Annotated in this window: 26 protein-coding genes; 21 read left to right on the top strand and 5 right to left on the bottom strand. The window is 59.2% G+C overall.

What is annotated here, in order from left to right; translation table 11 throughout:
- Nucleotides 1-19 precede the first annotated feature (19 nt).
- The 6 genes from acpS (at nucleotide 20) to recO (ending at nucleotide 4,219) form a co-directional block, all read left to right on the top strand.
- Nucleotides 20-433 (top strand): holo-ACP synthase, encoded by a 414-nt coding sequence (gene acpS, locus VOI23_RS01440; protein WP_323780447.1) that lies wholly within the window; start codon nucleotides 20-22, stop codon nucleotides 431-433.
- 57 nt (nucleotides 434-490) lie between these two features.
- Entirely contained in the window at nucleotides 491-1,315 is an 825-nt protein-coding gene (lepB, locus tag VOI23_RS01435; protein WP_323780445.1) for a signal peptidase I, read from the top strand.
- Nucleotides 1,312-1,992 carry a ribonuclease III gene (gene rnc / locus VOI23_RS01430; RefSeq protein ID WP_323780441.1) on the top strand — a complete coding sequence of 227 codons (681 nt, stop codon included), beginning with the start codon at nucleotides 1,312-1,314 and terminating at the stop codon, nucleotides 1,990-1,992. The genes lepB and rnc overlap by 4 nt, the downstream gene beginning before the upstream one ends.
- A gap of 120 nt (nucleotides 1,993-2,112) precedes the next feature.
- Nucleotides 2,113-3,018: a GTPase Era gene (gene era, locus VOI23_RS01425; RefSeq protein WP_323780438.1), complete on the top strand. Its 906-nt coding sequence runs from the start codon at nucleotides 2,113-2,115 to the stop codon at nucleotides 3,016-3,018.
- A 4-nt stretch (nucleotides 3,019-3,022) separates the two neighbouring features.
- Nucleotides 3,023-3,352 (top strand): DUF1491 family protein, encoded by a 330-nt coding sequence (locus VOI23_RS01420; protein WP_323780435.1) that lies wholly within the window; start codon nucleotides 3,023-3,025, stop codon nucleotides 3,350-3,352.
- A 114-nt stretch (nucleotides 3,353-3,466) separates the two neighbouring features.
- The gene (gene recO, locus VOI23_RS01415) at nucleotides 3,467-4,219 is read left to right on the top strand and encodes a DNA repair protein RecO (RefSeq protein ID WP_323780431.1); all 753 of its coding nucleotides are present in this window, start codon (nucleotides 3,467-3,469) and stop codon (nucleotides 4,217-4,219) included.
- Here recO and VOI23_RS01410 read toward each other — a convergent pair.
- Nucleotides 4,187-4,738 (bottom strand): TetR/AcrR family transcriptional regulator, encoded by a 552-nt coding sequence (locus tag VOI23_RS01410; RefSeq protein WP_323780428.1) that lies wholly within the window; start codon nucleotides 4,736-4,738, stop codon nucleotides 4,187-4,189. The genes recO and VOI23_RS01410 overlap by 33 nt on opposite strands.
- 97 nt (nucleotides 4,739-4,835) lie before the next feature.
- Nucleotides 4,836-8,048 (bottom strand): 2Fe-2S iron-sulfur cluster-binding protein, encoded by a 3,213-nt coding sequence (locus VOI23_RS01405; protein WP_323780425.1) that lies wholly within the window; start codon nucleotides 8,046-8,048, stop codon nucleotides 4,836-4,838.
- Nucleotides 8,049-8,232: 184 nt separating this feature from the next.
- On the opposite strand from VOI23_RS01405, the gene VOI23_RS01400 reads away from it, so the two are divergent.
- Both VOI23_RS01400 and preA read left to right on the top strand, forming a co-directional pair.
- Nucleotides 8,233-9,555 carry an NAD(P)-dependent oxidoreductase gene (locus tag VOI23_RS01400; protein WP_323780422.1) on the top strand — a complete coding sequence of 441 codons (1,323 nt, stop codon included), beginning with the start codon at nucleotides 8,233-8,235 and terminating at the stop codon, nucleotides 9,553-9,555.
- 35 nt (nucleotides 9,556-9,590) lie between these two features.
- Nucleotides 9,591-10,898: an NAD-dependent dihydropyrimidine dehydrogenase subunit PreA gene (preA, locus tag VOI23_RS01395; RefSeq protein WP_323780419.1), complete on the top strand. Its 1,308-nt coding sequence runs from the start codon at nucleotides 9,591-9,593 to the stop codon at nucleotides 10,896-10,898.
- A 204-nt stretch (nucleotides 10,899-11,102) separates the two neighbouring features.
- Here preA and VOI23_RS01390 read toward each other — a convergent pair whose 3' ends face one another.
- Together VOI23_RS01390 and VOI23_RS01385 are read right to left on the bottom strand one after the other, a co-directional pair.
- Nucleotides 11,103-11,735 (bottom strand): TetR family transcriptional regulator C-terminal domain-containing protein, encoded by a 633-nt coding sequence (locus VOI23_RS01390; protein WP_323780416.1) that lies wholly within the window; start codon nucleotides 11,733-11,735, stop codon nucleotides 11,103-11,105.
- Nucleotides 11,736-11,798: 63 nt separating this feature from the next.
- A complete protein-coding gene (locus tag VOI23_RS01385; protein WP_323780412.1) occupies nucleotides 11,799-12,434 on the bottom strand; it encodes a TetR/AcrR family transcriptional regulator in 636 nt (211 codons plus the stop codon).
- 136 nt (nucleotides 12,435-12,570) lie between these two features.
- Here VOI23_RS01385 and VOI23_RS01380 point away from each other — a divergent pair, with 136 nt between their 5' ends.
- From VOI23_RS01380 to VOI23_RS01350, 7 genes are all read left to right on the top strand, one after another.
- Complete coding sequence (locus tag VOI23_RS01380; protein ID WP_323780409.1) at nucleotides 12,571-13,821, top strand: Zn-dependent hydrolase; 1,251 nt, start codon at nucleotides 12,571-12,573, stop codon at nucleotides 13,819-13,821.
- Nucleotides 13,822-13,870: 49 nt separating this feature from the next.
- Nucleotides 13,871-14,236, top strand: a complete 366-nt coding sequence (locus VOI23_RS01375) for a hypothetical protein (RefSeq protein ID WP_323780406.1) — start codon at nucleotides 13,871-13,873, stop codon at nucleotides 14,234-14,236.
- Nucleotides 14,237-14,249: 13 nt separating this feature from the next.
- The gene (hydA, locus tag VOI23_RS01370; protein WP_323780403.1) at nucleotides 14,250-15,713 is read left to right on the top strand and encodes a dihydropyrimidinase; all 1,464 of its coding nucleotides are present in this window, start codon (nucleotides 14,250-14,252) and stop codon (nucleotides 15,711-15,713) included.
- A gap of 87 nt (nucleotides 15,714-15,800) precedes the next feature.
- Nucleotides 15,801-16,583 (top strand): ABC transporter ATP-binding protein, encoded by a 783-nt coding sequence (locus VOI23_RS01365; protein ID WP_323780400.1) that lies wholly within the window; start codon nucleotides 15,801-15,803, stop codon nucleotides 16,581-16,583.
- A gap of 111 nt (nucleotides 16,584-16,694) precedes the next feature.
- The gene (locus tag VOI23_RS01360; protein ID WP_323780397.1) at nucleotides 16,695-17,570 is read left to right on the top strand and encodes an ABC transporter permease; all 876 of its coding nucleotides are present in this window, start codon (nucleotides 16,695-16,697) and stop codon (nucleotides 17,568-17,570) included.
- Nucleotides 17,570-18,409: an ABC transporter permease gene (locus VOI23_RS01355; RefSeq protein WP_323780394.1), complete on the top strand. Its 840-nt coding sequence runs from the start codon at nucleotides 17,570-17,572 to the stop codon at nucleotides 18,407-18,409. Before VOI23_RS01360 ends, VOI23_RS01355 begins: the two co-directional genes overlap by 1 nt.
- A 52-nt stretch (nucleotides 18,410-18,461) precedes the next feature.
- Nucleotides 18,462-19,451: an ABC transporter substrate-binding protein gene (locus tag VOI23_RS01350; RefSeq protein WP_323780391.1), complete on the top strand. Its 990-nt coding sequence runs from the start codon at nucleotides 18,462-18,464 to the stop codon at nucleotides 19,449-19,451.
- A gap of 84 nt (nucleotides 19,452-19,535) precedes the next feature.
- Here VOI23_RS01350 and VOI23_RS01345 read toward each other — a convergent pair whose 3' ends face one another.
- Entirely contained in the window at nucleotides 19,536-19,961 is a 426-nt protein-coding gene (locus tag VOI23_RS01345; protein WP_323780388.1) for a MarR family winged helix-turn-helix transcriptional regulator, read from the bottom strand.
- 232 nt (nucleotides 19,962-20,193) lie between these two features.
- Here VOI23_RS01345 and maiA point away from each other — a divergent pair, with 232 nt between their 5' ends.
- The 6 genes from maiA to VOI23_RS01315 all read left to right on the top strand — a co-directional run bounded on the left by maiA (nucleotide 20,194) and on the right by VOI23_RS01315 (nucleotide 25,420).
- Nucleotides 20,194-20,838 carry a maleylacetoacetate isomerase gene (gene maiA / locus VOI23_RS01340; RefSeq protein WP_323781827.1) on the top strand — a complete coding sequence of 215 codons (645 nt, stop codon included), beginning with the start codon at nucleotides 20,194-20,196 and terminating at the stop codon, nucleotides 20,836-20,838.
- Between the two features lie 122 nt (nucleotides 20,839-20,960).
- Nucleotides 20,961-21,995 (top strand): TRAP transporter substrate-binding protein, encoded by a 1,035-nt coding sequence (locus VOI23_RS01335; RefSeq protein WP_323780385.1) that lies wholly within the window; start codon nucleotides 20,961-20,963, stop codon nucleotides 21,993-21,995.
- 87 nt (nucleotides 21,996-22,082) lie between these two features.
- On the top strand, nucleotides 22,083-22,667 hold the full coding sequence (locus VOI23_RS01330; protein WP_323780384.1) for a TRAP transporter small permease: 585 nt from the start codon (nucleotides 22,083-22,085) through the stop codon (nucleotides 22,665-22,667).
- Complete coding sequence (locus VOI23_RS01325; RefSeq protein WP_323780381.1) at nucleotides 22,664-23,986, top strand: TRAP transporter large permease; 1,323 nt, start codon at nucleotides 22,664-22,666, stop codon at nucleotides 23,984-23,986. The genes VOI23_RS01330 and VOI23_RS01325 overlap by 4 nt, the downstream gene beginning before the upstream one ends.
- 184 nt (nucleotides 23,987-24,170) lie before the next feature.
- A complete protein-coding gene (locus VOI23_RS01320) occupies nucleotides 24,171-24,941 on the top strand; it encodes a crotonase/enoyl-CoA hydratase family protein (RefSeq protein ID WP_323780378.1) in 771 nt (256 codons plus the stop codon).
- A 5-nt stretch (nucleotides 24,942-24,946) separates the two neighbouring features.
- Nucleotides 24,947-25,420: a MarR family winged helix-turn-helix transcriptional regulator gene (locus tag VOI23_RS01315; RefSeq protein WP_323780375.1), complete on the top strand. Its 474-nt coding sequence runs from the start codon at nucleotides 24,947-24,949 to the stop codon at nucleotides 25,418-25,420.
- Nucleotides 25,421-25,422 lie beyond the last annotated feature (2 nt).

The following is a 25,422-nucleotide window of genomic DNA, read 5'->3' as shown; positions in this document are numbered from 1 at the left end:
TTGCCGGGAAGGTGGCGCGATGATCCTTGGCGTCGGTACGGATCTGGCCAATATCGACCGCATTGCCGGAACGCTGGACCGGTTCGGCGACCGGTTCCGCAATCGGGTTTTCAGCGAGGTCGAGCAGCGCAAGGCCGAGCGGCGCAAGGACACGGCGGGAACCTATGCCAAGCGCTGGGCCGCGAAAGAAGCCTGTTCCAAGGCGCTGGGGACCGGATTGCGGATGGGGATCAGCTGGAAAGACATGGCTGTCAGCAACCTGCATACCGGCCAGCCGGTGATGGAACTGACCGGCTGGGCCAAGGCGCGTCTGCAAGACATGACCCCGCCGGGGTACGAAGCGATCATTCACGTCACCCTGACCGACGATCACCCCTGGGCACAGGCCTTTGTCGTGATCGAAGCCCGCCCGTCGGCGCCCCCTCCGGGTTGACACGCCGGTTCCATCCGCTCATCTAGCCCTCAGCTATGCAATTCAGGAGAAGTCCAAATGGCCGCCGATGCCAAACAAGGAAACGCCGTTGTCGAAACCATCAAGACGGTCGTTTACGCCCTGCTGATCGCGGGTGTTTTTCGCACGGTTTTCTTTCAGCCATTCTGGATTCCGTCCGGGTCGATGAAGGACACGTTGCTGATCGGCGATTTCCTGTTCGTCAACAAGATGGCCTATGGCTATTCCTACGCCTCCTGCCCTTCTATCCGTCCGTTGGGTATCGACGCCAAAGACATCTGCGGTTTTCTCGATGGGGACAACACCCGGATCATGGGATCGGAACCCGAACGCGGTGACGTGATCGTATTCCGTCATCCGGTCAGCGGTGCAGATTATGTTAAGCGGCTGATCGGATTGCCGGGCGACACCGTGCAGGTGAAAAACGGCGTGCTGTACCTCAACGGCGAAGCGGTCAAGCTGGAAGATGACGGGGCATTTGTCGAAACCTACGATGCGCAGGGGCCGCAACGGTTGCGGCCGCGCTGTGAAAACGGCCCTGTCGGCACCGGCGGCGATTGTTCCAAATCGCGCCAGATTGAAACCCTGCCGGGTGGTGTCGAACACGCGGTGCTGAATATCGGAAATCAGTCGCTGGACAATACGCCGGTTTATACCGTGCCCCCGGGCAACTATTTCTTCATGGGCGACAACCGGGACAATTCCACCGATAGCCGGGTGCCGCAGCAATCGGGTGGCGTCGGTTTCGTGCCCTATGAAAACCTGATCGGCCGGGCTGACCGGATCATGTTCTCGTCTTCGGGCCGTTCGATGCTGTATTTCTGGACCTGGCGGTCGGATCGCTATTTCAAGGCGGTGTCGTGAAACTGTCGGCAGACCTGAAATCCTTCGAGACACGGATCGGGCACCGCTTTGGTCGGCCCGATCTGTTGGTGCGTGCGGTGACCCATGCGTCGATGTCTTCGCCCACGCGGGCCGACAATCAGCGGTTGGAATTCCTGGGCGACCGGGTGCTGGGGCTGGCGATGTCCGAGGCGTTGCTGGCGCGGGACAAATCGGCAAGCGAAGGCCAGCTTGCACCGCGGTTCAACGCCTTGGTGCGCAAGGAAGCCTGCGCCGATGTGGCGAAAGAAATCGATCTGGGCGCGGTTTTGAAACTGGGCCGGTCGGAAATGATGTCGGGCGGGCGGCGCAAGCAGGCGTTGTTGGGCGACGCGATGGAAGCGGTGATCGCTGCGGTGTATCTGGATGCCGGATTCGAGGCGGCGCGCGATATGGTGCTGCGGCTTTGGGGTAAACGGATCGACAGCGTCGATGCCGATGCCCGCGATGCCAAAACCAGTCTGCAGGAATGGGCCCAGGCGCGCGGCTTGACCCCGCCGAAATATATCGAGCTGTCGCGGTCGGGCCCCGATCACGCGCCGGTTTTCACGATCAAGGTCGAACTGGACAACGGCGCCAGCGAACAGTCCACCGCCGGGTCCAAGCGACAGGCGGAACAGGCGGCGGCCAAGGCGCTGCTGGATCGGTTGGAGCCGTAGGGCTGCGGTATCCGAGCCGGAAACATTTGGCAATTCACGCCGGAATTCACGGTCTTGCCCCGGCTCTGGTAAATGGTTGGCAATGTCGCTACATACTGCGCTTCATCACACGAGGCCCACATGACCACACGCGCCGGATTCGTTGCCCTGATCGGAGAGCCCAATGCGGGCAAATCGACCCTGACCAATCGCATGGTCGGAGCGAAAGTGTCGATCGTTACCCACAAGGTGCAGACCACCCGCACCCGTATTCGCGGCGTCGCGATCGAGGGCGACGCCCAGATCGTTTTCGTCGATACGCCCGGCCTGTTCAAACCGCGCCGACGGCTGGACCGGGCGATGGTTGCCGCCGCCTGGGGCGGTGCTGCGGATGCCGATGTCATCGTTTTGATGGTCGAGGCGCATCGCGGCGTGACCGAAGGGGTGGAAAAGATACTTGAAGGGCTGGAAGACATCGGCAAGGGGCGCAAAGTCGCGCTGGCGATCAACAAGATCGACCGGGTCAAGGCCGAGGCGCTGCTGGCGCTGTCGCAGAAACTGAACGACCGCTATCCCTTCGTCAAAACCTTCATGATCTCCGCCGAAAAAGGTCATGGGGTCGAGGATTTGCGCAAATGGCTGGCGGGCGAAGTGCCCGAAGGCCCGTGGCTGTATCCCGAAGATCAGATTGCCGATCTGCCGATGCGGATGATCGCCGCCGAAATGACGCGGGAAAAGCTGACCCTGCGGCTGCATCAGGAATTGCCCTACCAGCTGACGGTGGAAACCGAGAACTGGGAAGAACGCAAGGACGGATCGGCCCGGATTGATCAGGTGATCTATGTCGCCCGCGACGGTCACAAGGGCATCCTGCTGGGCCATAAGGGTGAAACCATCAAGGCGGTCGGCAAGGCCGCGCGCGAGGAATTGGAAGAATTCCTGGGCCGTAAGGTGCATCTGTTCCTGCAGGTCAAGGTGCGCTCCGGCTGGCTGGACGAAGCCGCGCGTTATTCCGAAATGGGTCTCGATTTCAAGGACGGGAACTGAGGCCATGCGCCTGACCGCCCGGATTTGGGTCGATGCCTATCTGACCCGGCTGCGCCTGTCCGACATCCCCGCCTTCGTCGTCTCGCATGGCGACGACACGGCGGGCGCGGTCCTGATCAAGCTCAACACGCTGGACGGGCAGGCGGTGGCCTATCAGCGGTCGTTCGACCTGATGAGCGGGGCACGCAAGTGGATGGAACTGGTCGCGGGCGAGGAACGCGACGTGGACGCCGCCATCGCCAAGCAGCGCGGGTTTGATCCCGACCTGTGGGTGGTTGAGGTCGAGGACCGGCAGGGGCGGCATTTGCTGGATGAGCCGGGGCTGGCGGATTAGAGGACGTCCGTCGCTGTATGGCGAGGGACACTTCACCCGGAACGGAAACCGCCTTCATCAGGCCGCTTCAAAGCACCTTGCACTTCCTATGATTCCTGCCTCACAGTCGCCGCCATGGAATGGCGCGATCAGGGCATATTGCTGGCGGTACGGCGGCACGGGGAAAACGCGGCCATCCTGGAGCTGTTCACCCCTGAACACGGCCGTCATGCGGGCGTGATGCGCGGCGCCACCAGCCGGAAAATCGCGCCGATCCTGCAGCCCGGGGCGCAGCTTGATGTGGCGTGGCGGGCGCGGTTGGCGGATCATATCGGCAGCTACACAGTGGAACCCGTGCGCAGTCGCGCGGCGATGGTGATGGCGGATCGTCAGGCATTGGCCGGGCTCAATGCGGTTTGTGCGCTGTTGCTTTATGCGCTGCCAGAACGCGAGGCGCATCTGCCGCTGTACCGACGGACCGAGGCGCTGCTGGATATTCTGGACGAAGCCGCGCTTTGGCCAGTCGCGTATCTGCGCTGGGAATTGGCGCTGTTGGAGGAGTTGGGCTATGGGCTGGACCTGTCGGCCTGTGCCGTTGTCGGGACGGCGAATGATCTGAGTTATATTTCGCCGAAAACCGGCCGCGCGGTGTCGCGCGCGGGGGCGGGGGAATGGGCCGACCGGCTGCTGCCGCTGCCGGAATGCCTGCTGGGCGGATCTGAACACCCGATGCCGGACATATTGCATGGCTTGGAGGTGACAGGGTTTTTCCTGCGGAAATCACTGGCCGAAGGCGGGCAGGGCAAACCGTTGCCGCAAGCGCGGCAGCGCTTCGTTGATCAGTTGTCGCGCCTCTCAGCGCAGCGCCAGAACCAGGTCGACGAGTGATCCCATCGGCCCGTCCGCATCGCGGGCGTTTTCGGGCAGGCTTTTGATGCCGATGGTCGATCCCAGAATCACCCGGGCCCAATCAGGGTTGGTGATGTCGCTGTCGCGCAGAAGTTCGGTCAGCAGGTTCAGCCGCAGATTGTCAACTTTTGCGACCCGCTGCGCCACTTTGGCGTCCCCCTGGGCCCAGGCGCGCATAGCCCGTTCGGGGTTTTTACCGTCGGTGGCCGGGCTGGAATAATCGGTGATTTGTTGTCCCAGACGACGCAGCTTGGCCCCGGAGTTGGGTTCTTCTTCCAGAATTCTGGCCAGCGGCGACAAGGCTTCGGCCTCCCACACATCCAATAATGAGCCGTGATAGGCGGGCACATCGTCGAAATGCCAGTAGAACGATCCTTTGGTGGTTCCCAGCCGCCGCGCCAGTGGTTCAGCTTTTAAAGCGGCGGGACCGTCCTGAATCAGGGCGGAAAAACCGGCGGTCAGCCAGTCGGATTTCGAAAGGCGCGTTTTTCTGGTCATAGCTCATCCATACGAGCGCGAAGGGTGTTTCGCAACTGCAGAAAAACTTTGGCCTTCGATTGTCACATCCCGATGACATTTTTGCCTGTTTTGCAGGCTAAAGGTCGATTTCCACCACGCCATCCGGGTCGGCGGCACGGGATTGACACAGGATGATGGTGTTTTTCCGTTGTGCGTTCGACAGGACGAAATCGCGGTGTTCGACATCACCGCTGATCAGCCCGCACTTGCAGACCCCGCAAATGCCGTCGGAACATTTCACATCCACATGGATGCCGTTTTCCAGCAACACGTCCGAGGCGGTTTTGTCCGCAGGCACCTGCAATTCACGCCCGTCTTTCAGTCGCAGGGTGAAGGGATGGTTTTCATATTCGGGCTGCTCGGGGACGCTGAAATATTCCAGGTGCCGCGCCTCTTCGGGGAAACCCTGCCGGGTGGCTGCCTCGATCACGCCGGTCATGTAGCGATCCGGACCACAGGTATAGACATGCCAGCCGGGTTGATACCCCGTCAGCACCGTATCGAGATCGGCGCGGCTGCCTTCGTCGCTGAAATGGTAATGCACCTTGTCGGCCCATGGCATCCGCGCAAGATCGTCCAGATAGCCGGCGGATGCGCGCGCGGAACAGGAATAGTGCAGTGCGAAATCGCGGCCCAGTTGGTGCAGCCGGTGGGCAAAGGCGATCATCGGCGTCACGCCAATGCCGCCCCCCATCAGGAAGGTTTTCGTGGCGTCCTCGGCCAGCGGGAAATGGTTGATCGGTTTGGAAATGAAAACCTTGCGGCCTTCGCTGAAAATGCGATGCATCAGGGCAGACCCGCCGCGGCCGTGATCTTCTCTCAGTACACCGATCTGATATTTGGAAACGTCGTGCGGATCGCCCGACATCGAATATTGCCGCAGGAATTCCGGCGCAACCAGCACGTCGAGATGCGCGCCCGCCGACCAGTCGGGCAGAGGCGCGCCGTCCAGCGTCGAAAATTCGTACTTGGTCACATCGGCGGTCATCTTTTCCGCCTTGGTGACTTCGACCCGGATCACCGGCGGGTCGCTGGGGGTGGTGTAATGGTGGATCACCGAGTCATCGTTTGCCGCCAGCCTGTCGCGGTATTCCTGCGCCGGGATCATCGCTTTGTAGGCAGCGATCCCTGCCTCACGGTCCATTGGGAAAGGATAGGGCCAGGGCGGCGGGGCCAGCGGCGCAGGGTAAACGGCAAGGGTCTGGTCTTCGTATTTCAGGTCCAGATCGGTTTGCAGATCGCGCCGGTTCAGGACATGTTTCGACGGATGGTAGCCGCCATCGTCCTGCAATTCGATGTCCCACCACCATTTCTTGACATCGTTCAGGCCGCCATTGCCGACCGCATCGTCGAGTTTCGCCAACGGCCTTGCCAGCGCCGGGATATTCGAAGCCGCCCAGCGAAATGGCGCTTCGGCAAACAATCCTTCAAGGTTCCACGGGCAGGTTTTCATGCAGCGTCCGCACATCGCGCCGCCTTCGGTGGTGATCCGGTAGGTTGCGCATTTCTGGCTGTCGGATTTCCAGATTTCATAGCCGTTGAACATCAGCTTCGGCCCGGCGGTGATCGCGCCCGAGGGACATTCGCGGGCGCATTTGTTGCAAGCCTCGCAAAAGGCCTGCAATCCGAAATCGATCGGCCTGTCATGCGCCATTGGCATGTCGGTGGTCACCACCCCGGATTTTAGCCGCGGCCCGAGGTAAGGGTTCAGGATCACTTCGCCGATCCGGCTGACTTCGCCCAGTCCTGACAGCAGCAGCAAGGGGGGTTGCAGCACCTCGCCATCCATCACCGTATGGGCTTTGGCGCTATATCCAAGGTTTCGGATATGTTTTGCGATGACGCCGCCGAGCAAGGAAAAGCGCAGGTAAGCGCGCATCGATTGGGCCACGCTGATCCAGTCGTCGCCGCTGGCGCCTTCCATCGTTTCATAGCCTTGATCGATGATCATGCTGACCGCCTGATCATGCGGGGGATCAATCGGATCCCCGGCGGCGTCATGGGAATACCAGACCCAGTCGGGGCAGCGGCTGAGTCCGACCGCATCGACGCCGAGGAAATAGCTGGTGGCCTTGATATTGGCGGCGTTTTCCTGCGGATCAGAGGGGCGCGGCCCGGTCGGGTTGGGATCACCATTCTGGATCACGACAAAAGCGCCGAGCGCCCGGCGCTGCGCGAAACTGGGCGCGGATTTTCGGGCATAGTGGCCCCCCTTGGCGCCATCCTGCACATGTTTTCCCATATCGCCGAATTGAGCACGGGCGAACATGTCGGCGCGCTTTGGAACCCGGGCCACGTTCGGTTCGTCGATATAGGTTGTCGGATCTTCGACCCGCTTCAGCCGCTCGAACGGGTGGGGGCCTTCGGCGAAGCGACGTTTGGCGAACGGATCGCGGTTCAGAGCCGATTTGGCGAACCCCTTGCCCAGCCACCACGCCGGACCCTTGGTTTTGAACCAAGGCTGTTCCGACATCGGAGCCAGCGGTTTGTCCGCGATCAAACCCAGATCGCAGGTGACGGCGGCCAAGCCGAATCGTGGCCCGATCCAGGGCGCAACCAGAGCGCCATTATCCACCGTGGCCAGCCCCGCCGCCACTGCCAGCCGGTTCAGATCCACATCCGAGGACGCGCCGGAATGGGCCTTGGCCTGCCAGCCCAGCAACCGGATATAATTGGCAAGAACAGCGGCGGTTTCATTGGCGCGCAGGCAGGCGCGATGGGCCTGCGCGTCGGCGATCCATTCGGTTCCCGGCTCGTAGGGTTGCGGATCGCGGGGGTATTCATAGAGGAAAATCAGCGCGTATTTATGCCCGTCGATACCCGAGGGCGGGGCCTCCATCGCCTCTTTCAGCTCGGCCATGATCACATCGATACCCGAGGCCAGCGTTTTGGTCTGTTTGCTACGCAATTCTTCGGCCAGGCGGTCGATATCGGGATTACGCTCGGGCTGTTCCAGCCGTGCCGCGTCGGGCAGACGGCAAATTCCGACCATGCTGGCATCAGAGAAATAGCCAAATGCTTTCAAGTGGTTGGATCGATCCAAAGGGTCGGCGGGAATGGTCGCACGGGTTTTGTTCACCATGCCATCGCGGATCGCATCCAGCATGGCCTGATATTCGCCCATCGCATTTACGATGCTATCAGGCGCGTCGGGGCGGCGGAACGAAACCGGCCCCCAAGCCGGGACGGTATTGAAGTCCGGGGCCTGGCGCAGCCGCTTTAGACGTTCAAGTGGATAGGGGCCCAGATGAACCGGCCGATCCTTGTCCGAAAAGAAGCGTAGACCCATGTTCCCCTCCGTTGAGTTTCGCCATACTGACCAGTCCGGCCCGAGCTGCACAAGACGCTTTGCTGATTTTTTAAGCAGCATGGCGGAAATCGCGAGCGGTTATGCTCAAAATAAATTTTACCAGTTGATAAAAAAATCAAACCGCACATACTGGAAAAAAAAACCAAGCTCAGTGGAGGTAACAATGACTTCAAATACGCTGACGCCAGGCATTATTGCAGGGCGGCTGCCAGCGGATCAGTTGTCGGAAAATTTTTCAGACCTGCATCCGCCTCTCGATGATCACGAAGCGCTTGTCGCTGCGGATCGGTGCTATTTCTGCCACGACGCGCCCTGCGCCACGGCCTGCCCGACCGATATCGATATTCCGCTGTTTATCCGGCAAATCGCCACCGGAACGCCGGACGCGGCGGCCAAAACAATTCTGTCGCAGAACATCATGGGCGGCATGTGCGCCCGGGTCTGTCCGACCGAAACGCTGTGCGAACAGGTGTGCGTGCGTGAAACAGCCGAAGGCAAGCCGGTCGAGATCGGAAATCTGCAACGCTATGCCACCGATACCTTGATGGCCGCAGGCGTTCATCCGTTCGAACGCGCCGCAGCAACTGGCAAAACGATTGCCGTTGTCGGGGCTGGGCCTGCGGGTCTGTCCTGTGCCCACCGGTTGGCGATGAAGGGCCATGCGGTCACGATATTCGACGCCCGGCCCAAAGCGGGCGGCCTGAACGAATACGGCATTGCCAGTTATAAATCCGTCGGCGGGTTTGCGGCCAAGGAAGTCGAGTGGCTGCTTCAAATTGGCGGAATCACCGTGGAAAACGGAAAATCTCTGGGCGCAGGCTTGGTTCTGGACCGGCTGAAGGCAGATTTTGACGCTGTTTTTCTGGCAATCGGCCTGGCCGGGGTCAATGCGCTGAACGTAGACGGTGAAGCCAAGGATGGCGTGCTGGATGCGGTCGATTTCATTTCCGACCTGCGCCAAGCGGGCGATGTGGCTTCGGTAGAAATTGGTCGGGATGTCGTGGTGATCGGCGGCGGCATGACCGCAGTGGATGCCGCGGTTCAGGCGAAACTGTTAGGCGCACTGAATGTCAGTCTGGTCTATCGCCGCGGCCGTGACCGGATGAATGCCAGCCCGTTTGAACAGGACCTCGCGGCCTCCAAGGGCGTGCGCATCATCACCAACGCGTCGCCCAAGGCGGTGATCGGCAATGGTGCGGTGCGTGAAATAGAATTCGAATATACCGATGACGATCTGAAGCCCACCGGTCAAACCTTCCGGCTGGCTGCCGATCAGGTGTTCAAGGCGATCGGTCAGACATTGGGCGGTGACGGATTGCCAGATACCGAGGGCGGTAAAATCGCTGTCACCGGGGCAGGCCGTACCAGCCTGTCGGGCGTCTGGGCCGGGGGCGATTGCGCCTCGGGTGGCGAAGACCTGACCGTGACGGCCGTGGCCGAAGGCCGCGATGCCGCCGAAGACATTCACGCCCAGCTGATGGGTTGAGGCGGGTTTCCCGCCAAAGATTAGGAGATAAGCAGATGGCCAATCTCGCAAGCGACTTCATCGGGATCAAATCCCCTAACCCGTTCTGGCTGGCTTCGGCACCGCCGACCGACAAGGAATACAATGTCCGCCGCGCCTTCGAGGCCGGATGGGGCGGCGTGGTCTGGAAAACATTGGGCTCCGAAGGGCCGCCAGTGGTCAACGTCAATGGTCCAAGATACGGTGCCGTATGGGGGGCTGATCGCCGCCTGTTGGGGCTTAACAATATCGAGCTGATCACCGACCGCCCATTGGAGGTGAACCTGCGCGAAATCAAGTCGGTGAAACGCGACTACCCCGACCGGGCACTGATCATTTCACTGATGGTGCCCTGCGACGAAGACAGTTGGGAAGCGATCCTGAAGCAGATCGAAGACACCGGCGCCGATGGGGTCGAGCTGAATTTCGGCTGTCCGCATGGCATGGCTGAGCGCGGCATGGGCGCGGCCGTCGGACAGGTGCCCGAATACATCGAAATGGTGACGCGCTGGGTCAAGAAACATTCACGTATGCCCTGCATCGTAAAGCTGACCCCGAATATTTCGGACATCCGCAAACCGGCCGAAGCGGCCAAGCGTGGCGGGGCGGATGCGGTCAGCCTGATCAACACGATCAATTCGATCACATCAGTTGATCTGGACGATTTCGCGCCCGAACCAACGATCGACGGCAAAGGCACCCATGGCGGTTATTGCGGTCCGGCGGTGAAACCGATCGCGCTGAACATGGTGGCCGAAATCGCACGGAATGCCGAAACACAGGGCCTGCCGATGTCCGGCATCGGCGGTGTGACCACTTGGCGCGACGCCGCGGAATTCATGGCGCTGGGGGCAGGCAATGTTCAGGTCTGCACCGCAGCGATGACATATGGGTTCAAAGTTGTACAGGAAATGATTTCGGGGCTTTCGGACTACATGGATCGCAAGGGCTTTGAGTCAACGGCCGATCTGGTTGGTCGCGCGGTGCCGAATGTCACCGACTGGCAATATCTGAACCTGAATTACGTCACCAAGGCCAAGATCGACGAAGATGCCTGTATCAAATGCGGCCGTTGCTATGCGGCCTGCGAAGACACCAGCCATCAGGCCATCGCCATGTCCGAAGATCGGGTCTTCTCGGTGAAGGACGAGGAATGCGTCGCCTGCAATCTCTGCGTCAATGTCTGTCCGGTCGAAGGCTGCATCACCATGGAACGTGTCGCACCGGGTCAGGTGGACGAACGCACCGGCGAGGTGGTGTCGGAAGATTACGGCAACTGGCTGGAACACCCGAACAACCCGGGCAACACCTGCGCGGCTGAATAAGATTGTGCGCCCGTTTCGGGCGCGCCCTATATCTCAGGAAAATGCCTTTGGCATTTTCCCTCGGGAGGCCTCCAGCGGGGATATTTGAGAAAGGAAGAAGACCAGGATGGTCTTTATCCCTTTCTTAGTGAAAATATCCCGGCGGGGGGCAGCGCCCCCGATCGCCCGAAGGACGAACCTGTGCGGCCCGAAGGGGCGATCAAGTTAGGACTGCTGCGGGGTTAGAAGTTTGCGGAACATATTGTCGAGGAATTGTTCCGCCCCGCCTACCGGATCGGTTTCCCGGTCTGTCAGGATCGAAACCTGTTCTTCGAAATCGGCATAATGCTGGGTGGTGGCCCAGATCGAAAACAGCAGATGGCGGGGGTCGGAAGGGGCCAGTTTGCCCTGGTCCATCCAGCGCTGGATCAACGCCGTCTTTTCATCGAATAGCGTTTTCAGACCAGTTTCCAGATGCGGTTTCATCCGTGGGGCCCCTTGGAGAATCTCGTTGGCGAATAGCCGGCTCTCGCGGGGGAATTCACGACTCATCTGAAGCTTGCGATGGATATAGGCGAGGATTTCTTCCAAAGGGTCACCGTCGGGCGACATTTTCGCCAGCGGGTCCAGCCAGTTTTCCATCAATGTATTGAGAAGCGTGACATGGATCGCTTCCTTGCCGTCAAAATAGTACAGGATATTCGGTTTCGACAGGCCCGACGCGTCTGCGATCTGATCGAGTGTTGCACCGCGATACCCATGTTGGGAAAATACCTCGAGAGCGGCATCCAGGATACGCTTACGATTGCGCAACTGAATGCGGCTTGGTTTCTTTTCGGGTTTCGTGGCGTCGTTCATTCGGCACTCCGGTAGGTTGGCCAAAGACCCTAGACCAGCTTTACCAAATGGTCCAGAATCGCCTTACGCAACCACGCCAATTCCTTTCAGAATGATGCGTTTGACGTTTTCTTTTGCCACTTCCCATTGTGTGTCGCTGAGCGGCTGGCCACCGTTAAGGGTTTCGATCTGATGGCCAAAATCTGCGTAATGCTGGGTGGTGGCCCAGAGCATATAGAGCAAATGATCGGGATTGATCGGGTCCATCCGGCCTTCGCTGATCCAGCGATTGATGATGGCGGCGCGACCTGCGGTCCATTGCAGCAGCGTGGTTTCCAGATAGTCCTGGATCACCGGCGCGCGGTGCATCACCTCGGAGGCCCAGACCTTGGACCCGGCCGGATGGCGCCGGCTGATTTCCATCTTGGCGTCGATATAGGCACCGATTCCCTCGGCCGGGCCATCGGCTTCGTCAAATACATCGGCCGCCTGTAACCAGATCTGAAAAATGTTTTCCACCACCTGCCGATAGAGCGCTTCCTTGGTTGGAAAGTAGTAATGCAGGTTGGCCTTGGGCAGCCCGGCCATATCGGCGATCAGCTGCATTGTGGCACCACCAAACCCCGCCTCGGAAAAGACTTTTTCCGCTGCTGATAAAATGAGCTTTTCGCTTTCCTGGCGGCGTTCTTTTTTGCTGTTTGTGCGCGGTTGGGCTGCCATGCCGAAATCTGTCCGATAAAATTTCTTGACCGAATGGTCAGGTTGTGGTGTCGTGATCTTGACCATACGGTCAGGATCCGTGTGAGGCAAGTGTTCAAGGGCCCGACAGAGACCCGTTCAGAAAGGGAGATTTCCAATGGCCGTGCATGGCGATAATCTGAAAATCAATGGCGACCGTTTGTGGGACAGCCTGATGGAAATGGCAAAGATCGGACCGGGCGTGGCGGGCGGCAACAACCGCCAGACGCTAACCGATGAAGATGCCGAAGGCCGCGCTTTGTTTCAGAAATGGTGTGAAGCGGCGGGCTGTACCATGGGCGTCGACAAGATGGGCAACATGTTCGCCACCCGCCCCGGCACGGATCCCGAGGCTTTGCCGGTCTATATGGGATCGCATCTGGATACCCAGCCGACGGGCGGGAAATACGATGGCGTTTTGGGCGTGCTGGGCGGGTTGGAAGCGATCCGCACGATGAACGATCTGGGCCTAAAGACAAAGCATCCGGTCGTGCTGACAAACTGGACCAACGAAGAAGGCACCCGGTTTGCCCCGGCGATGCTGGCGTCGGGTGTGTTCGCCGGCAAGCACGAAATGGACTGGGCCTATGACCGGGTTGATGCCGAGGGCAAGACATTCGGCGACGAGCTGAAGCGGATCGGCTGGGTCGGCACGGAAGAGGTTGGCGCGCGCAAGATGCATGCGATGTTCGAGCTGCATATCGAACAGGGTCCGATTCTCGAAGCGGAAGGCAAGGATATTGGCGTGGTGACCCATGGTCAGGGGCTGCGCTGGATCGAATGCACGGTCACCGGCAAGGAAAGCCATACCGGATCGACGCCGATGCCGATGCGCAAGAATGCCGGTCGTGGTCTGGCGCTGATCACCGAACTGGTGCACGAAATCGCGATGAAACATCAGCCCAATGCCGTTGGGGCCATCGGTCATATCGATGTCTATCCCAACAGCCGAAATATCATTCCGGGCAAGGTTGTGTTCACCATCGATTTCCGGTCGCACCTGATGGATGTCATTGATGCGATGATGGCGGAATTCGAAGAAAAGGCGCCGAAGCTTTGCGAAGAGATCGGGGTATCTCTGGACTGGAAAATCTCTGGCCAGTTCAATCCTCCCGCCTTTGATGAGAATTGCGTCAACGCTGTGCGCGAGGCGGCGGAACGGCTGGGCTATAGCCATATGGATATCGTGTCGGGGGCGGGGCATGACGCCTGCTGGATCAACGATGTCGCGCCCACCGCGATGATCATGTGTCCGTGTGTTGACGGGCTGAGCCATAACGAAGCGGAAGACATTTCCAAGGAATGGGCGACGGCGGGGACGGATGTGCTGCTGCATGCCGTGTTGGAAACCGCAGAGGTTGTGGAATAGAGCGACGGCTCGGGTATTGTCGAACGGGACTTCGGTAAAGGGGGCCGCAATGGTGATCGAAGAAATCGAAACCGGACCGGACCTGATCAAGCGGCTGATCGCTCAGGAAATGCGGGAATATCATCGGGCTCATACCAAGCCCGCGGAAACCCGTTCTTCGACACATGCCGATCTGGTCGCACTGCGTACGCTGGAAGACTTCAAGGCGGCGCTGATCGAGCCGGTAGAAACCGAGGTTTTGTTCAGCGGCGGGCAGGTTCTGGCCTGCTGGAGCGTGACCCGCAGCAACGGCGCTTACCGCGTCATCTACCTGCCGCAGGCGGCGCTGTTTTCGCTGGCGGTGGAATCAATGTTTGGTCCGGTGGATATCGGCGTGCATGGCCCGGCCATCGCAGTGTTTTCATCGGTAGGATAAAGGGGAGAGATTTATGACGACCAAAGTGATCAAGGGTGGCACCGTTTGCACCGCCGACCGGACCTGGAAAGCCGACGTTCTGATCGAAGGCGAGACGATCAAGCAAATCGGAGAGGATCTGAAAGGCGACGAATATATCGATGCCGAGGGTGCCTATGTGATCCCCGGGGGGATTGATCCGCATACCCATCTGGAAATGCCCTTCATGGGCACCACTGCGGCAGAAACCTTCGAGAGCGGTACTTGGGCGGCGGCCGTGGGCGGCACCACGATGGTGGTGGATTTCTGCCTGCCGGGTGAAGACGGCTCGATCAAGAATGCGATCAACGAGTGGCACCGCAAATCGGCGCCTCAGATATGTTCCGACGTGGGCTATCATATGGCGATCACCGGTTGGAACGAAACGGTTTTCAACGAAATGAAAGACGCCGTGGATATGGGCGTGAATTCGTTCAAGCATTTCATGGCCTACAAGGGCGCGCTGATGGTCGAAGATGACGAGATGTTCGCCTCGTTCAAGCGCTGTCGTGAGCTGGGCGCGTTGCCGATGGTGCATGCCGAAAATGGCGACCTGGTGGCCGCGATGCAGGAAAAACTGCTGTCCGAAGGCAAGACCGGTCCCGAGGCACACGCTTTTTCCCGCCCGCCTGAATTCGAGGGCGAGGCCGCGAACCGGGCGATCACCATCGCGGATGCAGCGGGCACACCGCTGTATATCGTGCATGTTTCCTGCGAACAGGCCCATGAGGCGATCCGCCGGGCCCGCCAGAAAGGTATGCGGATTTATGGCGAACCGCTAATCCAGTTCCTGACGCTGGATGAAAGCGAATATTTCAACAAGGACTGGGACCACGCCGCGCGTCGGGTAATGTCGCCGCCGTTCCGCAACAAGGACCATCAGGACAGCCTGTGGGCCGGTCTGCAGTCGGGATCCTTGCAGGTTGTTGCCACGGACCACGCCGCGTTCTCTACCGAACAGAAGCGGATGGGCGTAAGTGATTTCACCAAGATCCCCAACGGGTCCAACGGGTTGGAAGAACGTTTGGCGGTGCTTTGGACGGAAGGTGTAGAGACGGGTCGGCTGACGCCGAACGAATTCGTTGCCGCAACCTCGACCAACGTGGCGAAGATCCTCAACATCTACCCGAAGAAGGGGGCTATTGTTGAGGGCGCCGATGCCGATATCGTGGTTTGGGACCCAAAAATTTCCAAGACGATCAGCGCCTCGAACCACCATTCCGTGTTGGATTACAACGTGTTCGAAGGGTTCGATGTAAAGGCGCAGGCGCGGTATACGCTGTCACGCGGAGAAGTGATCTGGGCCTGGGGTCAGAACAGCCAGCCGCAGCCCGGCCGTGGCCGTTTCGTGCCGCGCCCGGCCTTCAATTCGGCCTCGGTCGCGTTGTCGAAATGGAAAGAACTGACCAGCCCGAAAATGGTGCAGCGCGATCCGATGAACATCCCGGCAGGGATCTGAGAACAGGAACACCCCGGACCAGATCCGGGGTGATTTCCCAATAATATCCGGCAGCGTAACGCTACCTATACGGAGACACAGGGACCTATGACCGATACCGTGATCAGCGCGAAGACTCTGTCGCTGACTTTTCAGACAAATGACGGCCCCGTTCATGCGCTCAAAGATGTCGATCTGGACATCAAAAAGGGTGAATTCGTTAGTTTCATCGGCCCGTCGGGTTGCGGCAAGACGACGTTCCTGCGGTGCATGGCCGATCTGGAGCACCCCACCGGCGGTAGCATCACCGTGAATGGGGTAAGTGCAAATGAGGCCCGTAAATCAAGGGCTTATGGCTATGTTTTTCAACATGCCGGGCTTTATCCATGGCGCACCATCGGCGGCAATATCCGGTTGCCGCTGGAAATCATGGGGTATTCCAAGGCTGATATGGATGCGCGAGTTGCCCGCGTTCTGGAATTGGTCGAACTGGATGGGTTCGAAAAGAAATTCCCCTGGCAATTGTCGGGCGGGATGCAGCAACGGGCCTCGATCGCACGGGCGCTGGCATTCGATGCCGATATCCTGCTGATGGACGAACCCTTTGGCGCGCTTGATGAAATCGTGCGCGACCACCTGAATGAACAATTGCTGAAACTGTGGGCGCGGACCAATAAAACCATCGGTTTCGTGACCCATTCGATCCCCGAAGCGGTGTATCTGTCGACCAAGATCGTGGTGATGAGCCCGCGTCCGGGCCGGATTTCCGACGTGATCGAAAGCCCGCTGCCGAAAGAGCGCCCCTTGGATATCCGTGACACGCCGGAATTTCTGGAGGTCGCCCATCGCGTGCGCGAAGGGCTGCGGGCGGGGCATGCTTATGATGATTAAGTTTGCCGGAATATACGCAATTTGTACCGCGAAACGGTACAGATCGCCACGTGGGCGGAATGACTGCGCCGGTTTGGTTGTTTCGGACACGATGAAGGCGGGGACCGGCGCATGAAGAAATCTTTCATTCCCATTCTGACCGTCGTCATCGCCCTGATCGTGATCTGGTATGGTGCTGCTGTGGCGTTGAACATCCCCTGGGCCAAGGATCAGGCCAAGCGGGCCGGAACCGAGCCGGGGTTTTCCGAGCTGGTCGCCGATACATGGTCACAGGATAAACCGAAACTGCCCGCGCCGCATCAGGTGGTCGAGGAAATCTGGAACACCACTGTTGTGATGGTGGCCAAGGGGCGCGGGTTTTCCAAACGGTCGCTGATCTATCACAGCTGGGTCACCCTGAGCGCGACCGGGCTGGGGTTCCTGTTGGGCACGGGCCTTGGCATTCTGCTGGCGGTCGGGATCGTCTATAACCGGGTGATGGACATGAGCGTGATGCCTTGGGTCATTGCCAGCCAGACCATCCCGATTCTGGCGATTGCGCCGATGATCATCGTGGTACTGAATGCGGTCGGAATCTCGGGGCTTTTGCCCAAGGCGATGATTTCGATGTATTTGAGTTTCTTTCCTGTGGTGGTCGGGATGGTCAAGGGGCTGCGGAGTCCCGGGGCGATGCAGATGGACCAGATGAAGACATGGAACGCGACACGCGGGCAGCAATTTTGGCGACTGCGGTTGCCGTCGTCGATGCCGTACCTGTTTGCGTCGCTGAAAGTGGCGATGGCGGCCTCATTGGTTGGGGCGATCGTGGGCGAGCTGCCGACCGGGGCGGTTGCCGGTTTGGGGGCGCGTCTGCTGGCGGGCAGTTATTACGGCCAGACCATTCAGATATGGAGCGCATTGATCATGGCTGCGGCGCTGGCTGCGGCACTGGTGGCGCTGATCGGAGTGATCCAGCGCGTGGTTCTGAAACGGATGGGGATGGCGTGATGGGCTGGATTATCTTTGGGTTTGTCGCCTGGCTTCTGGGTTGGCGCGCCAATGTCTGGCTGGCGCGGTTGCCAAAATCGCGCGCCACATCGCTGGCGGTGCCGGTTATTTTCGGGGTCACGCTGGTGATCATCTGGGAATGCGTGGTGCGAGGGTTCCACATTTCCCCGGTCTTGCTGCCGACGCCATCAGCGATTGCGGTGCGCTTTGCCGCCTCGACCGGCATCCTGTGGCAGGATTTCGTGCAAACGGTTCTGAAAGGCGCAGTGACGGGCTATGTTCTGGGCTGTGGCGCGGCGTTTTTGACGGCGGTGGTGATTGATCGGTTTCCGTTCCTTCAGCGCGGGTTGCTGCCGGTGGGCAATTTCGTGGCCGCGCTGCCGATCATCGGCATGGCGCCGATCCTGGTCATGTGGTTCGGTTTCGACTGGCAGTCGAAAGCGGCGGTGGTCGTGGTGATGGTGTTTTTCCCGATGCTGGTGAATACGGTCGAGGGATTGCAGGCCACCGACAAGATGCAGCGCGACCTGATGCGGACCTATGCGTCGGGGTATCGCAACACCTTGCTGAAGCTGCGATTGCCGGCGGCGATGCCGTTCATTTTCAACGGGCTGAAAATCGCCACCACTCTGGCGCTGATCGGTGCCATCGTGGCAGAGTTTTTCGGGAGCCCCATCAAGGGGATGGGATTCCGGATTTCCACCAGTGTCGGGCAACTGGCGCTGGATCTGGTCTGGGCCGAAATCGTGGTTGCCGCGATTGTCGGGTCGGCATTTTATGGCGGGGTCGCATTGCTGGAGAAGGCAGTGACCTTCTGGCATCCGTCGCAACGAGGCTGAGCGTAAAGATTCAGTTCAATAAAAGACAAAGTTCAACAATGGAGAGTATGACATGAAAACGATGATGAAGACTTTGGGCGTTGCCGCGCTTGGTCTCTGGGCCGGGATGGCCCAGGCCGCGGACGACGTGACCCTGCAGTTGAAATGGGTGACCCAGGCGCAGTTCGCCGGGTACTACGTGGCGCTGGACAAAGGGTTCTACAAGGATGAGGACCTGAACGTGACCATCAAGCCGGGCGGGCCGGATATTGCCCCGGCGCAGGTGATCGCGGGCGGTGGTGCCGACGTGGTTCTGGACTGGATGCCGTCGGCTCTGGCCAGCCGTGAAAAGGGTCTGCCGCTGGTCAATATTGCGCAGCCTTTTAAGAGCTCGGGCATGATGCTGACCTGTCGCAAGGATGCCGGCGTTGAGACCCCGGAAGATTTCAAGGGCAAGACGCTGGGCGTCTGGTTCTTTGGCAACGAATACCCGTTCCTGAGCTGGATGAACAAGCTGGGCTATTCCACCGCGGGCGGCCCCGACGGCGTTACGGTTCTGAAGCAGGGCTTCAACGTCGATCCGATCCTGCAGGGCCAGGCGGCCTGTGTGTCGACCATGACCTATAACGAATATTGGCAGATCATCGACGCCGGTCTGAAGCCGGAAGAGCTGACCGTGTTCAAATACGAAGATCAGGGCGTGGCGACGCTGGAAGACGGCATGTATGTGCTGGAAGACAACCTGAGCGACCCGGCCTTTGTCGACAAGATGGCGCGGTTTGTGCGGGCGTCGATGAAGGGCTGGAAATGGGCCGAAGAGAACCCCGAAGATGCGGCGATGATCGTGCTGGACAACGATGCGTCGGGGGCCCAGACCGAGGAACACCAGATCCGCATGATGCGCGAAGTCGCCAAGCTGACCGCAGGGTCGAACGGGGCGCTGGATGTTGCCGATTACGAACGCACCGTGCAGTCGCTGCTGTCGGGCGGATCGGACCCGGTTATCAGCAAGAAACCGGAAGGCGCATGGACCCATGCGATCACCGACAAGGCGCTGAACTGATCCATTCGTTTGAGCGAAAAATGACAAAGGGCCGGTCCAGACGACCGGCCCTTTTTGTTGTGGGACGCAGGGGGCTGAGGCTGCCTAGCGCGGGACTTCGAGCACTTTTTGCAACAGATGCGTCAGGGTTTCGGATTCCTCCGGGGTCATCGTGCTGGTGAGCCGGTTCTGGATGCGGTCGACGGTGAGCTGGGCCTCTGCCAGCACCGCCGCGCCTGATTCGGTCAGGTTCAGAACCCGGGAACGGCGGTCCTTCTCGGATACCGTGCGTGTAATATAGCCTTTTTCAACCAAACGATCGACCACACCGCCAAGCGTGGCGCGGTCGCATGCGGTCCAGGCCGCGACCGAGGCCTGATCGGCACCGGGATTAAGTTGAACCGCCGAGAGGGCGGCGAATTGAAACGGAGTGATATCAAGGCCTTGTTTGTTCATTTCTTCGAAGAACACGGCCGAAGCGATCTGATGTGTCCGTCGGAAAAGATGGCCGACCATCACGTGAAATTTCATTCTTTTCCCCCCTTTGGTGGCGCAGGCTGGTCGAACACTAATTGATTCTGCGCCATGCCTTATGCCTAAAACTAATCGAAGGTCTCAATAAATCAAATTGACATATTTCATAATGATATGAATACATATCGACGACTTTGAAGTCAGCCAGTCTTTTGGGAGGGGACGATCGGATGCAGATATTTGGTGCCCAGTCATATCGGGTCGCAAGCAACGGGCTTTGCGGCTGATCATGCAGTTTTTAGGGTATTTCCGATCCTCTTCGGCATATCGATGCCGTATCGCCTTCAACTTGAAGGGGCTGGAGTATGATTTCCAAAGCGTGCATCTGAAGTCGGGGCAGCAGAAGGCACCGGCCTATGCTGCGGTCAATCCGCAAATGTTGGTGCCAGCGCTGATCACCGATGACGGCCAAGAGCTTTATCAGTCTCTTGCGATCATCGAGTGGCTGGACGAAACATATGCCGAAACCCCGTTATTGCCTGCGGACAAGGAACTACGGGCGCAGGTGCGGGCGTTTTCGCAAGTGATCGCCTGTGAAATCCATCCATTGCAAAACCTGCGGGTGCTGCAATACCTGCGCGGTGAGCTGGGTCTGGACGAAGACGCGGTCAGCAAGTGGTTGTCGCGCTGGCTGGGCGACGGGCTGTTGGCTTGCGAAGAGATATTGAACAAACGCGGTGGCGACAGCCGGTTCTGTTTCGGTGATACGCCCGGGCTGGCCGATATCTGTCTCGTGCCACAGGTGTTTTCGGCGCAGCGGTTCGGCGTCGATATCAGTGGGCTGAAGCGGATCAATGAAATCAATGCGAATTGCGCGGCGCTGCCAGCATTCGCGCAGGCGCATCCGGCGAAACAGCCGGATTTCGAAGCCTGATCCAAGGAAAGCGAAACGCGGTTAGCAAAGGCGAACGTCTTGGGTCGCGTTGGACATAGTTTTTTACCTGCCACCCACTGCAACGGTTTTGCCGGGGGGGCGTCATCAAGGGAGAGAATACCATGAATATTCTGAAAACCGCATTGCGCACCGCTGCGGCGGCCGCGATCATCGCCGGTACGACGGTGACGGCATACGCTGCCGAAGTCACCCTGACCATGCACCAGTTCCTGCCGCCGCAAGCCAATGTGCCGCGCGACATTCTGGATGTCTGGGCCAAGAAGATCGAAGAGGAATCGAACGGTCGTATCGCGGTCGAGCATTATGCGTCGATGTCGCTGGGCGGTAAGCCACCGGAACTGATCGGTCAACTGGAGGACGGCATCGCCGATATCGTCTGGACCGTTGCCGGATACACCCCGGGCCGGTTCCCGCAGGCAGAAGTGTTCGAACTGCCGTTCATGATGTCCGATGCCGAGGCCACCAGCCGTGCCTATTGGGAATATGCCGAAGCGAACATGATGGATAAGGACTATGCGCCGTTCCATCCGATCGCGCTGTGGGTGCATGGTCCGGGCCTGATCCATTCGAAAGAGCCGATCCTGAGCCCGACCGACCTGAACGGCGTCAAGCTGCGTGCCCCGACCCGCGTGACCAACAAGATGTTTTCGGAAATGGGAGCCACCCCGGTTGGTATGCCGGTTCCGGCCGTACCCGAAGCCTTGTCGAAAGGTGTGATCGACGCGACCGTGATCCCGTGGGAAGTCACCGGCGCGCTGAAGGTGCCGGAACTGGTCCACAATCACACCACCTTCCCCGGTGCGTCGCTGTACACCACTGCTTTCATCTTTGCGATGAACAAGGAAAAGTACGAGTCGCTGCCCGATGATCTGAAGGCCGTGATCGACAACAATTCGGGTGCCGACGTTTCCGCATGGGCGGGCAAGACCATGCAGGCGGCAGACGAGCCGTCCTATGAGCTGGCCAAAAGCCTTGGTAACAACATCATCGAGTTGAGCGCAGATCAGATCCAGGCATGGAAAGACGCTGCTGCCTCTCAGGAAACCGATTGGGTTGAAGAGATGAACGGCAAGGGCTTTGATGGTCAGGCTTTGCTTGATCAGGCGAAGGCGCTGATTAAAAAAGACAGCATGTAACGCAAAAGTCGGTTACAGACAGAAAAGCCGCCGCGATTTCTTCGCGGCGGCTATCAACTGACCCTCTTACGGGAGAAGAGGAAACCTATGCAACGTTTTATGAACAACCTCGCGCGGGGGATGGCGATGTTGGGCGGCCTGGTGCTGACCTTTCTGATCGTTCTGACTTGCCTGTCTGTGCTTGGCCGGACACTAAATACCATCCTGCACAGCAATTTCGCTGAAACGATCCTGGGCGGGCTGACCAAAACGTTGCTCGACACCGGCGTAGGGCCGATTTCGGGCGATTTTGAACTGGTCGAGGCTGGGATCGCCTTTTCGATCTTTGCCTTCATTCCGTGGTGCCAAATCACCGGCGGACACGCGTCGGTCGATATCTTTACCTCGGCCCTGCCGGTTCGGGTCAACCGATTCATCCTGATGATCGGTGAAATCCTGTTCGCGCTGACGCTGATCCTGATCAGTTGGAAACTGTATGACGGCACCATGTCGAAGATGAGATATGGCGAAACCACCTTTTTGTTGCAGTTCCCGATCTGGTGGGCCTATGCGATCAGTCTGGTTGGCAGTGTCGTGTCGGCCATTGTCACGGTTTACATGGCCGTGGTCCGGTCTGCGGAGTTTTTCCGCAATGAAACCATCGTGCAAGTGAGTGGGGGGGCTGACCATTGAGCCACTTTGAAATCGGACTGTCGTCCTTTCCAGTCCTTCTGATCCTGATCTTCCTGCGGATTCCAATCGGTCTGGCGATGTTCCTGGTCGGCCTGGGCGGGTTGTATTACCTGACCGGCAGCCCGAATATTGCGCTGGCGAAGCTGAAAACCGAAACCTATTCGACCTTTTCCAGCTATTCGCTGTCGATTGTGCCGATGTTCCTGCTGATGGGTCATTTCGCTACGTTGGGCGGGATGAGCCAAGCGCTGTTCAAGGCCGCTGAAAGCTTCCTCGGGCATCGCCGTGGCGGGGTCGCGATGGCGGCTGTCGGCGCCTGCGCCGGGTTCGGATCGATCTGCGGGTCGTCTCTGGCCACTGCGGCCACGATGAGCCAGGTGGCGCTGCCGGAATTGCGCCGCTACGGTTATTCGGGTGGGTTTTCCACCGCGACGCTGGCGGCGGGCGGGACGCTGGGCATTCTGATCCCGCCCTCGGTGATCCTGGTGATCTATGCGATCCTGACCGAACAGAATATCGCCAAGCTGTTCCTAGCGGCCTTTGTACCGGGGCTGTTGGCTGCGATCGGCTATATGATCACGATCTCGATCTATGTCCGTATCCACCCGAATGCGGCAGGCGTGCGTGAACCGATGCCGATGCTGGAGCGGTTCAAAGCTCTGGCCGATGTCTGGCCGGTCCTTCTGGTGTTTATCACCGTTGTCGGCGGCATCTATATGGGGATATTCACCCCGACCGAAGGCGCGGCTGTTGGCGCTGCGGGCACCGGGCTTATCGCGCTGACGAATGGCGGGCTGACCAAGGTGACGCTGATCGAAAGCTTCATGGCGACGGCGCGGGCATCGGCGATGATTTTCTTCATCGTGCTGGGGGCCGGGTTCTATAACGGCTTCCTGGCGTTGAGCCAGGTGCCGCAGGAGCTGTCGACCTATGTGTCCGAGCTGGGCTACAGCCCATGGATCATCCTGGCGATCATCTTGTCACTCTACCTGGTCTTTGGCTGTGTGATGGATAGTCTGTCGATGATCCTGCTGACGATCCCGATCTTTTTCCCGATCATTTCGACGCTGGATTTCGGACTGACATTGGAAGAAACCGCGATCTGGTTCGGTATCATCGTTCTGATCGTGGTCGAGGTTGGCTTGATCACGCCACCGGTGGGGATGAACCTGTTCGTGATCAATTCGATGGACCGGATGACCCCGATGGTCGAAACTTACAAGGCCGTGATGTATTTCGTCGCCTCTGACGTGGTGCGGGTGGTGTTGCTGGTGGCATTCCCGGGGATTACGCTGTTCCTGCTGCGGATGTTTGGCTGATCTAGGCAGGCATTGATAAAAAAACGAAAAAACCCGGCCTTGTGCCGGGTTTTTTTTATGGAACCGGGCCGGGTGGGCGGCCCCGATCCGACACCGGACGGATTGGCCGGTTGCGGGTCGATATTTGGCTGGACTGTCCAGAAATTAATAGTTATATAATATAGCTAATAATTGGGAGATAGGTATGAGCGATTCCGATATCATCAAGGTTGAGATCGACGGTCCGGTGGCGACGGTCACCATGTTCCGCCCGGGCAAGCGCAACGCGATGAACGACAAGTTGCTGGCGGCGCTGGACAATTTCTTTTCCAACCCGCCCGAAGGTGTGAAAGTGGTGATCCTGACAGGTACCGAGGGCCATTATTGTTCGGGCCTCGACCTGTCGGAACATGTGGCGCGTGACGCCGAGGGCACCATGCGCCATTCGCGCGGCTGGCATGCGGTGATGGACAAGATCCAGTTCGGCGGATTGCCGGTGATTTCGGCCATGTTCGGCGCGGTGATCGGCGGCGGGCTGGAACTGGCGACCTCGACCCATGTGCGGATTGCCGAACCCTCGACCATCTTCCAACTGCCCGAAGGCCGTCGCGGCATTTATGTCGGTGGTGGTGCCTCGGTGCGGGTGGGTCGTATCCTGGGCGCCGACCGGATGACCGAAATGATGCTGACCGGGCGCAAATACGGCGCCGATGACGGCTATATGCTGGGCCTGTGCCACCATTCGGTTGGCGAGGGCGAAGCGCTGCCGCTGGCCCGCAAACTGGCCGCGCAGATCGCCGATAACGCGCCCTTGTCCAACTACGTGATGATCCACGCGCTGGCCCGGATCGAGGACATGTCGAAACAGGACGGTCTGTTCACCGAAAGCCTGTGCGCGGCGCTGACCCAGACCAGCCCGGATGCGCAGGAAGGGCTGAAAGCCTTTCTTGAAAAGCGCAACCCGACATTCCGGTAATCGCGATGGTGGAGGCCAGCAAAACACAGTCCAAAAGCACCGCCGAGGAGGGGGGGCTTGACGCATCGCTGCGTTCCATTCTGGGCTATACCGTGAAACGCACCAGCAACATCCTGCAGGCGGATGCCGCCGGGGTGCTGGACCGGTTCGGTCTGCGGATCACCACCTTTTCGGCGCTGGTGGTGATTTGTGACCATCCGGACGTGACCCAGTCGCAGATTGCTGCGGCGCTGAACATGGAACGGTCCAACACGGTGCTGATCATTGATGCATTGGAACAGGCCGGGCTGATCGGGCGGCACCGGGTGCCGACCGACCGGCGGTCCTATGCGCTGCGGGCGACGCTGGAAGGGATGAAAATCCGCGACGCTGCGGTTCGGGCATTGGCCGAGCGCGAAGAAGTAATGCTGCATGATCTGAGCCAGGAGGAGCGCGCCACGCTGATGGCGTTGCTGGTCAGGATCAGGGCGCAGCCTTGAGG

The sequence above is a fragment of the Thalassovita sp. genome, assembly GCF_034670005.1.
GTDB lineage: Bacteria > Pseudomonadota > Alphaproteobacteria > Rhodobacterales > Rhodobacteraceae > Thalassobius.
Note: the sequence above shows the minus strand (reverse complement) of the source record. Positions and strands in the feature narration are given on the sequence as shown.

Excerpts from the sequence above, each read along its gene's own strand:
- acpS (WP_323780447.1), top strand. The coding sequence starts at position 20 with ATGATCCTTGGCGTCGGTACGGATCTGGCCAATATCGACCGCATTGCC.
- lepB (WP_323780445.1), top strand. The coding sequence starts at position 491 with ATGGCCGCCGATGCCAAACAAGGAAACGCCGTTGTCGAAACCATCAAG.
- era (WP_323780438.1), top strand. The coding sequence starts at position 2,113 with ATGACCACACGCGCCGGATTCGTTGCCCTGATCGGAGAGCCCAATGCG.
- VOI23_RS01420 (WP_323780435.1), top strand. The coding sequence starts at position 3,023 with ATGCGCCTGACCGCCCGGATTTGGGTCGATGCCTATCTGACCCGGCTG.
- recO (WP_323780431.1), top strand. The coding sequence starts at position 3,467 with ATGGAATGGCGCGATCAGGGCATATTGCTGGCGGTACGGCGGCACGGG.
- VOI23_RS01410 (WP_323780428.1), bottom strand. The coding sequence starts at position 4,738 with ATGACCAGAAAAACGCGCCTTTCGAAATCCGACTGGCTGACCGCCGGT.
- VOI23_RS01405 (WP_323780425.1), bottom strand. The coding sequence starts at position 8,048 with ATGGGTCTACGCTTCTTTTCGGACAAGGATCGGCCGGTTCATCTGGGC.
- VOI23_RS01400 (WP_323780422.1), top strand. The coding sequence starts at position 8,233 with ATGACTTCAAATACGCTGACGCCAGGCATTATTGCAGGGCGGCTGCCA.
- preA (WP_323780419.1), top strand. The coding sequence starts at position 9,591 with ATGGCCAATCTCGCAAGCGACTTCATCGGGATCAAATCCCCTAACCCG.
- VOI23_RS01390 (WP_323780416.1), bottom strand. The coding sequence starts at position 11,735 with ATGAACGACGCCACGAAACCCGAAAAGAAACCAAGCCGCATTCAGTTG.
- VOI23_RS01385 (WP_323780412.1), bottom strand. The coding sequence starts at position 12,434 with ATGGCAGCCCAACCGCGCACAAACAGCAAAAAAGAACGCCGCCAGGAA.
- VOI23_RS01380 (WP_323780409.1), top strand. The coding sequence starts at position 12,571 with ATGGCCGTGCATGGCGATAATCTGAAAATCAATGGCGACCGTTTGTGG.
- VOI23_RS01375 (WP_323780406.1), top strand. The coding sequence starts at position 13,871 with ATGGTGATCGAAGAAATCGAAACCGGACCGGACCTGATCAAGCGGCTG.
- hydA (WP_323780403.1), top strand. The coding sequence starts at position 14,250 with ATGACGACCAAAGTGATCAAGGGTGGCACCGTTTGCACCGCCGACCGG.
- VOI23_RS01365 (WP_323780400.1), top strand. The coding sequence starts at position 15,801 with ATGACCGATACCGTGATCAGCGCGAAGACTCTGTCGCTGACTTTTCAG.
- VOI23_RS01360 (WP_323780397.1), top strand. The coding sequence starts at position 16,695 with ATGAAGAAATCTTTCATTCCCATTCTGACCGTCGTCATCGCCCTGATC.
- VOI23_RS01355 (WP_323780394.1), top strand. The coding sequence starts at position 17,570 with ATGGGCTGGATTATCTTTGGGTTTGTCGCCTGGCTTCTGGGTTGGCGC.
- VOI23_RS01350 (WP_323780391.1), top strand. The coding sequence starts at position 18,462 with ATGAAAACGATGATGAAGACTTTGGGCGTTGCCGCGCTTGGTCTCTGG.
- VOI23_RS01345 (WP_323780388.1), bottom strand. The coding sequence starts at position 19,961 with ATGAAATTTCACGTGATGGTCGGCCATCTTTTCCGACGGACACATCAG.
- maiA (WP_323781827.1), top strand. The coding sequence starts at position 20,194 with ATGCAGTTTTTAGGGTATTTCCGATCCTCTTCGGCATATCGATGCCGT.
- VOI23_RS01335 (WP_323780385.1), top strand. The coding sequence starts at position 20,961 with ATGAATATTCTGAAAACCGCATTGCGCACCGCTGCGGCGGCCGCGATC.
- VOI23_RS01330 (WP_323780384.1), top strand. The coding sequence starts at position 22,083 with ATGCAACGTTTTATGAACAACCTCGCGCGGGGGATGGCGATGTTGGGC.
- VOI23_RS01320 (WP_323780378.1), top strand. The coding sequence starts at position 24,171 with ATGAGCGATTCCGATATCATCAAGGTTGAGATCGACGGTCCGGTGGCG.
- VOI23_RS01315 (WP_323780375.1), top strand. The coding sequence starts at position 24,947 with ATGGTGGAGGCCAGCAAAACACAGTCCAAAAGCACCGCCGAGGAGGGG.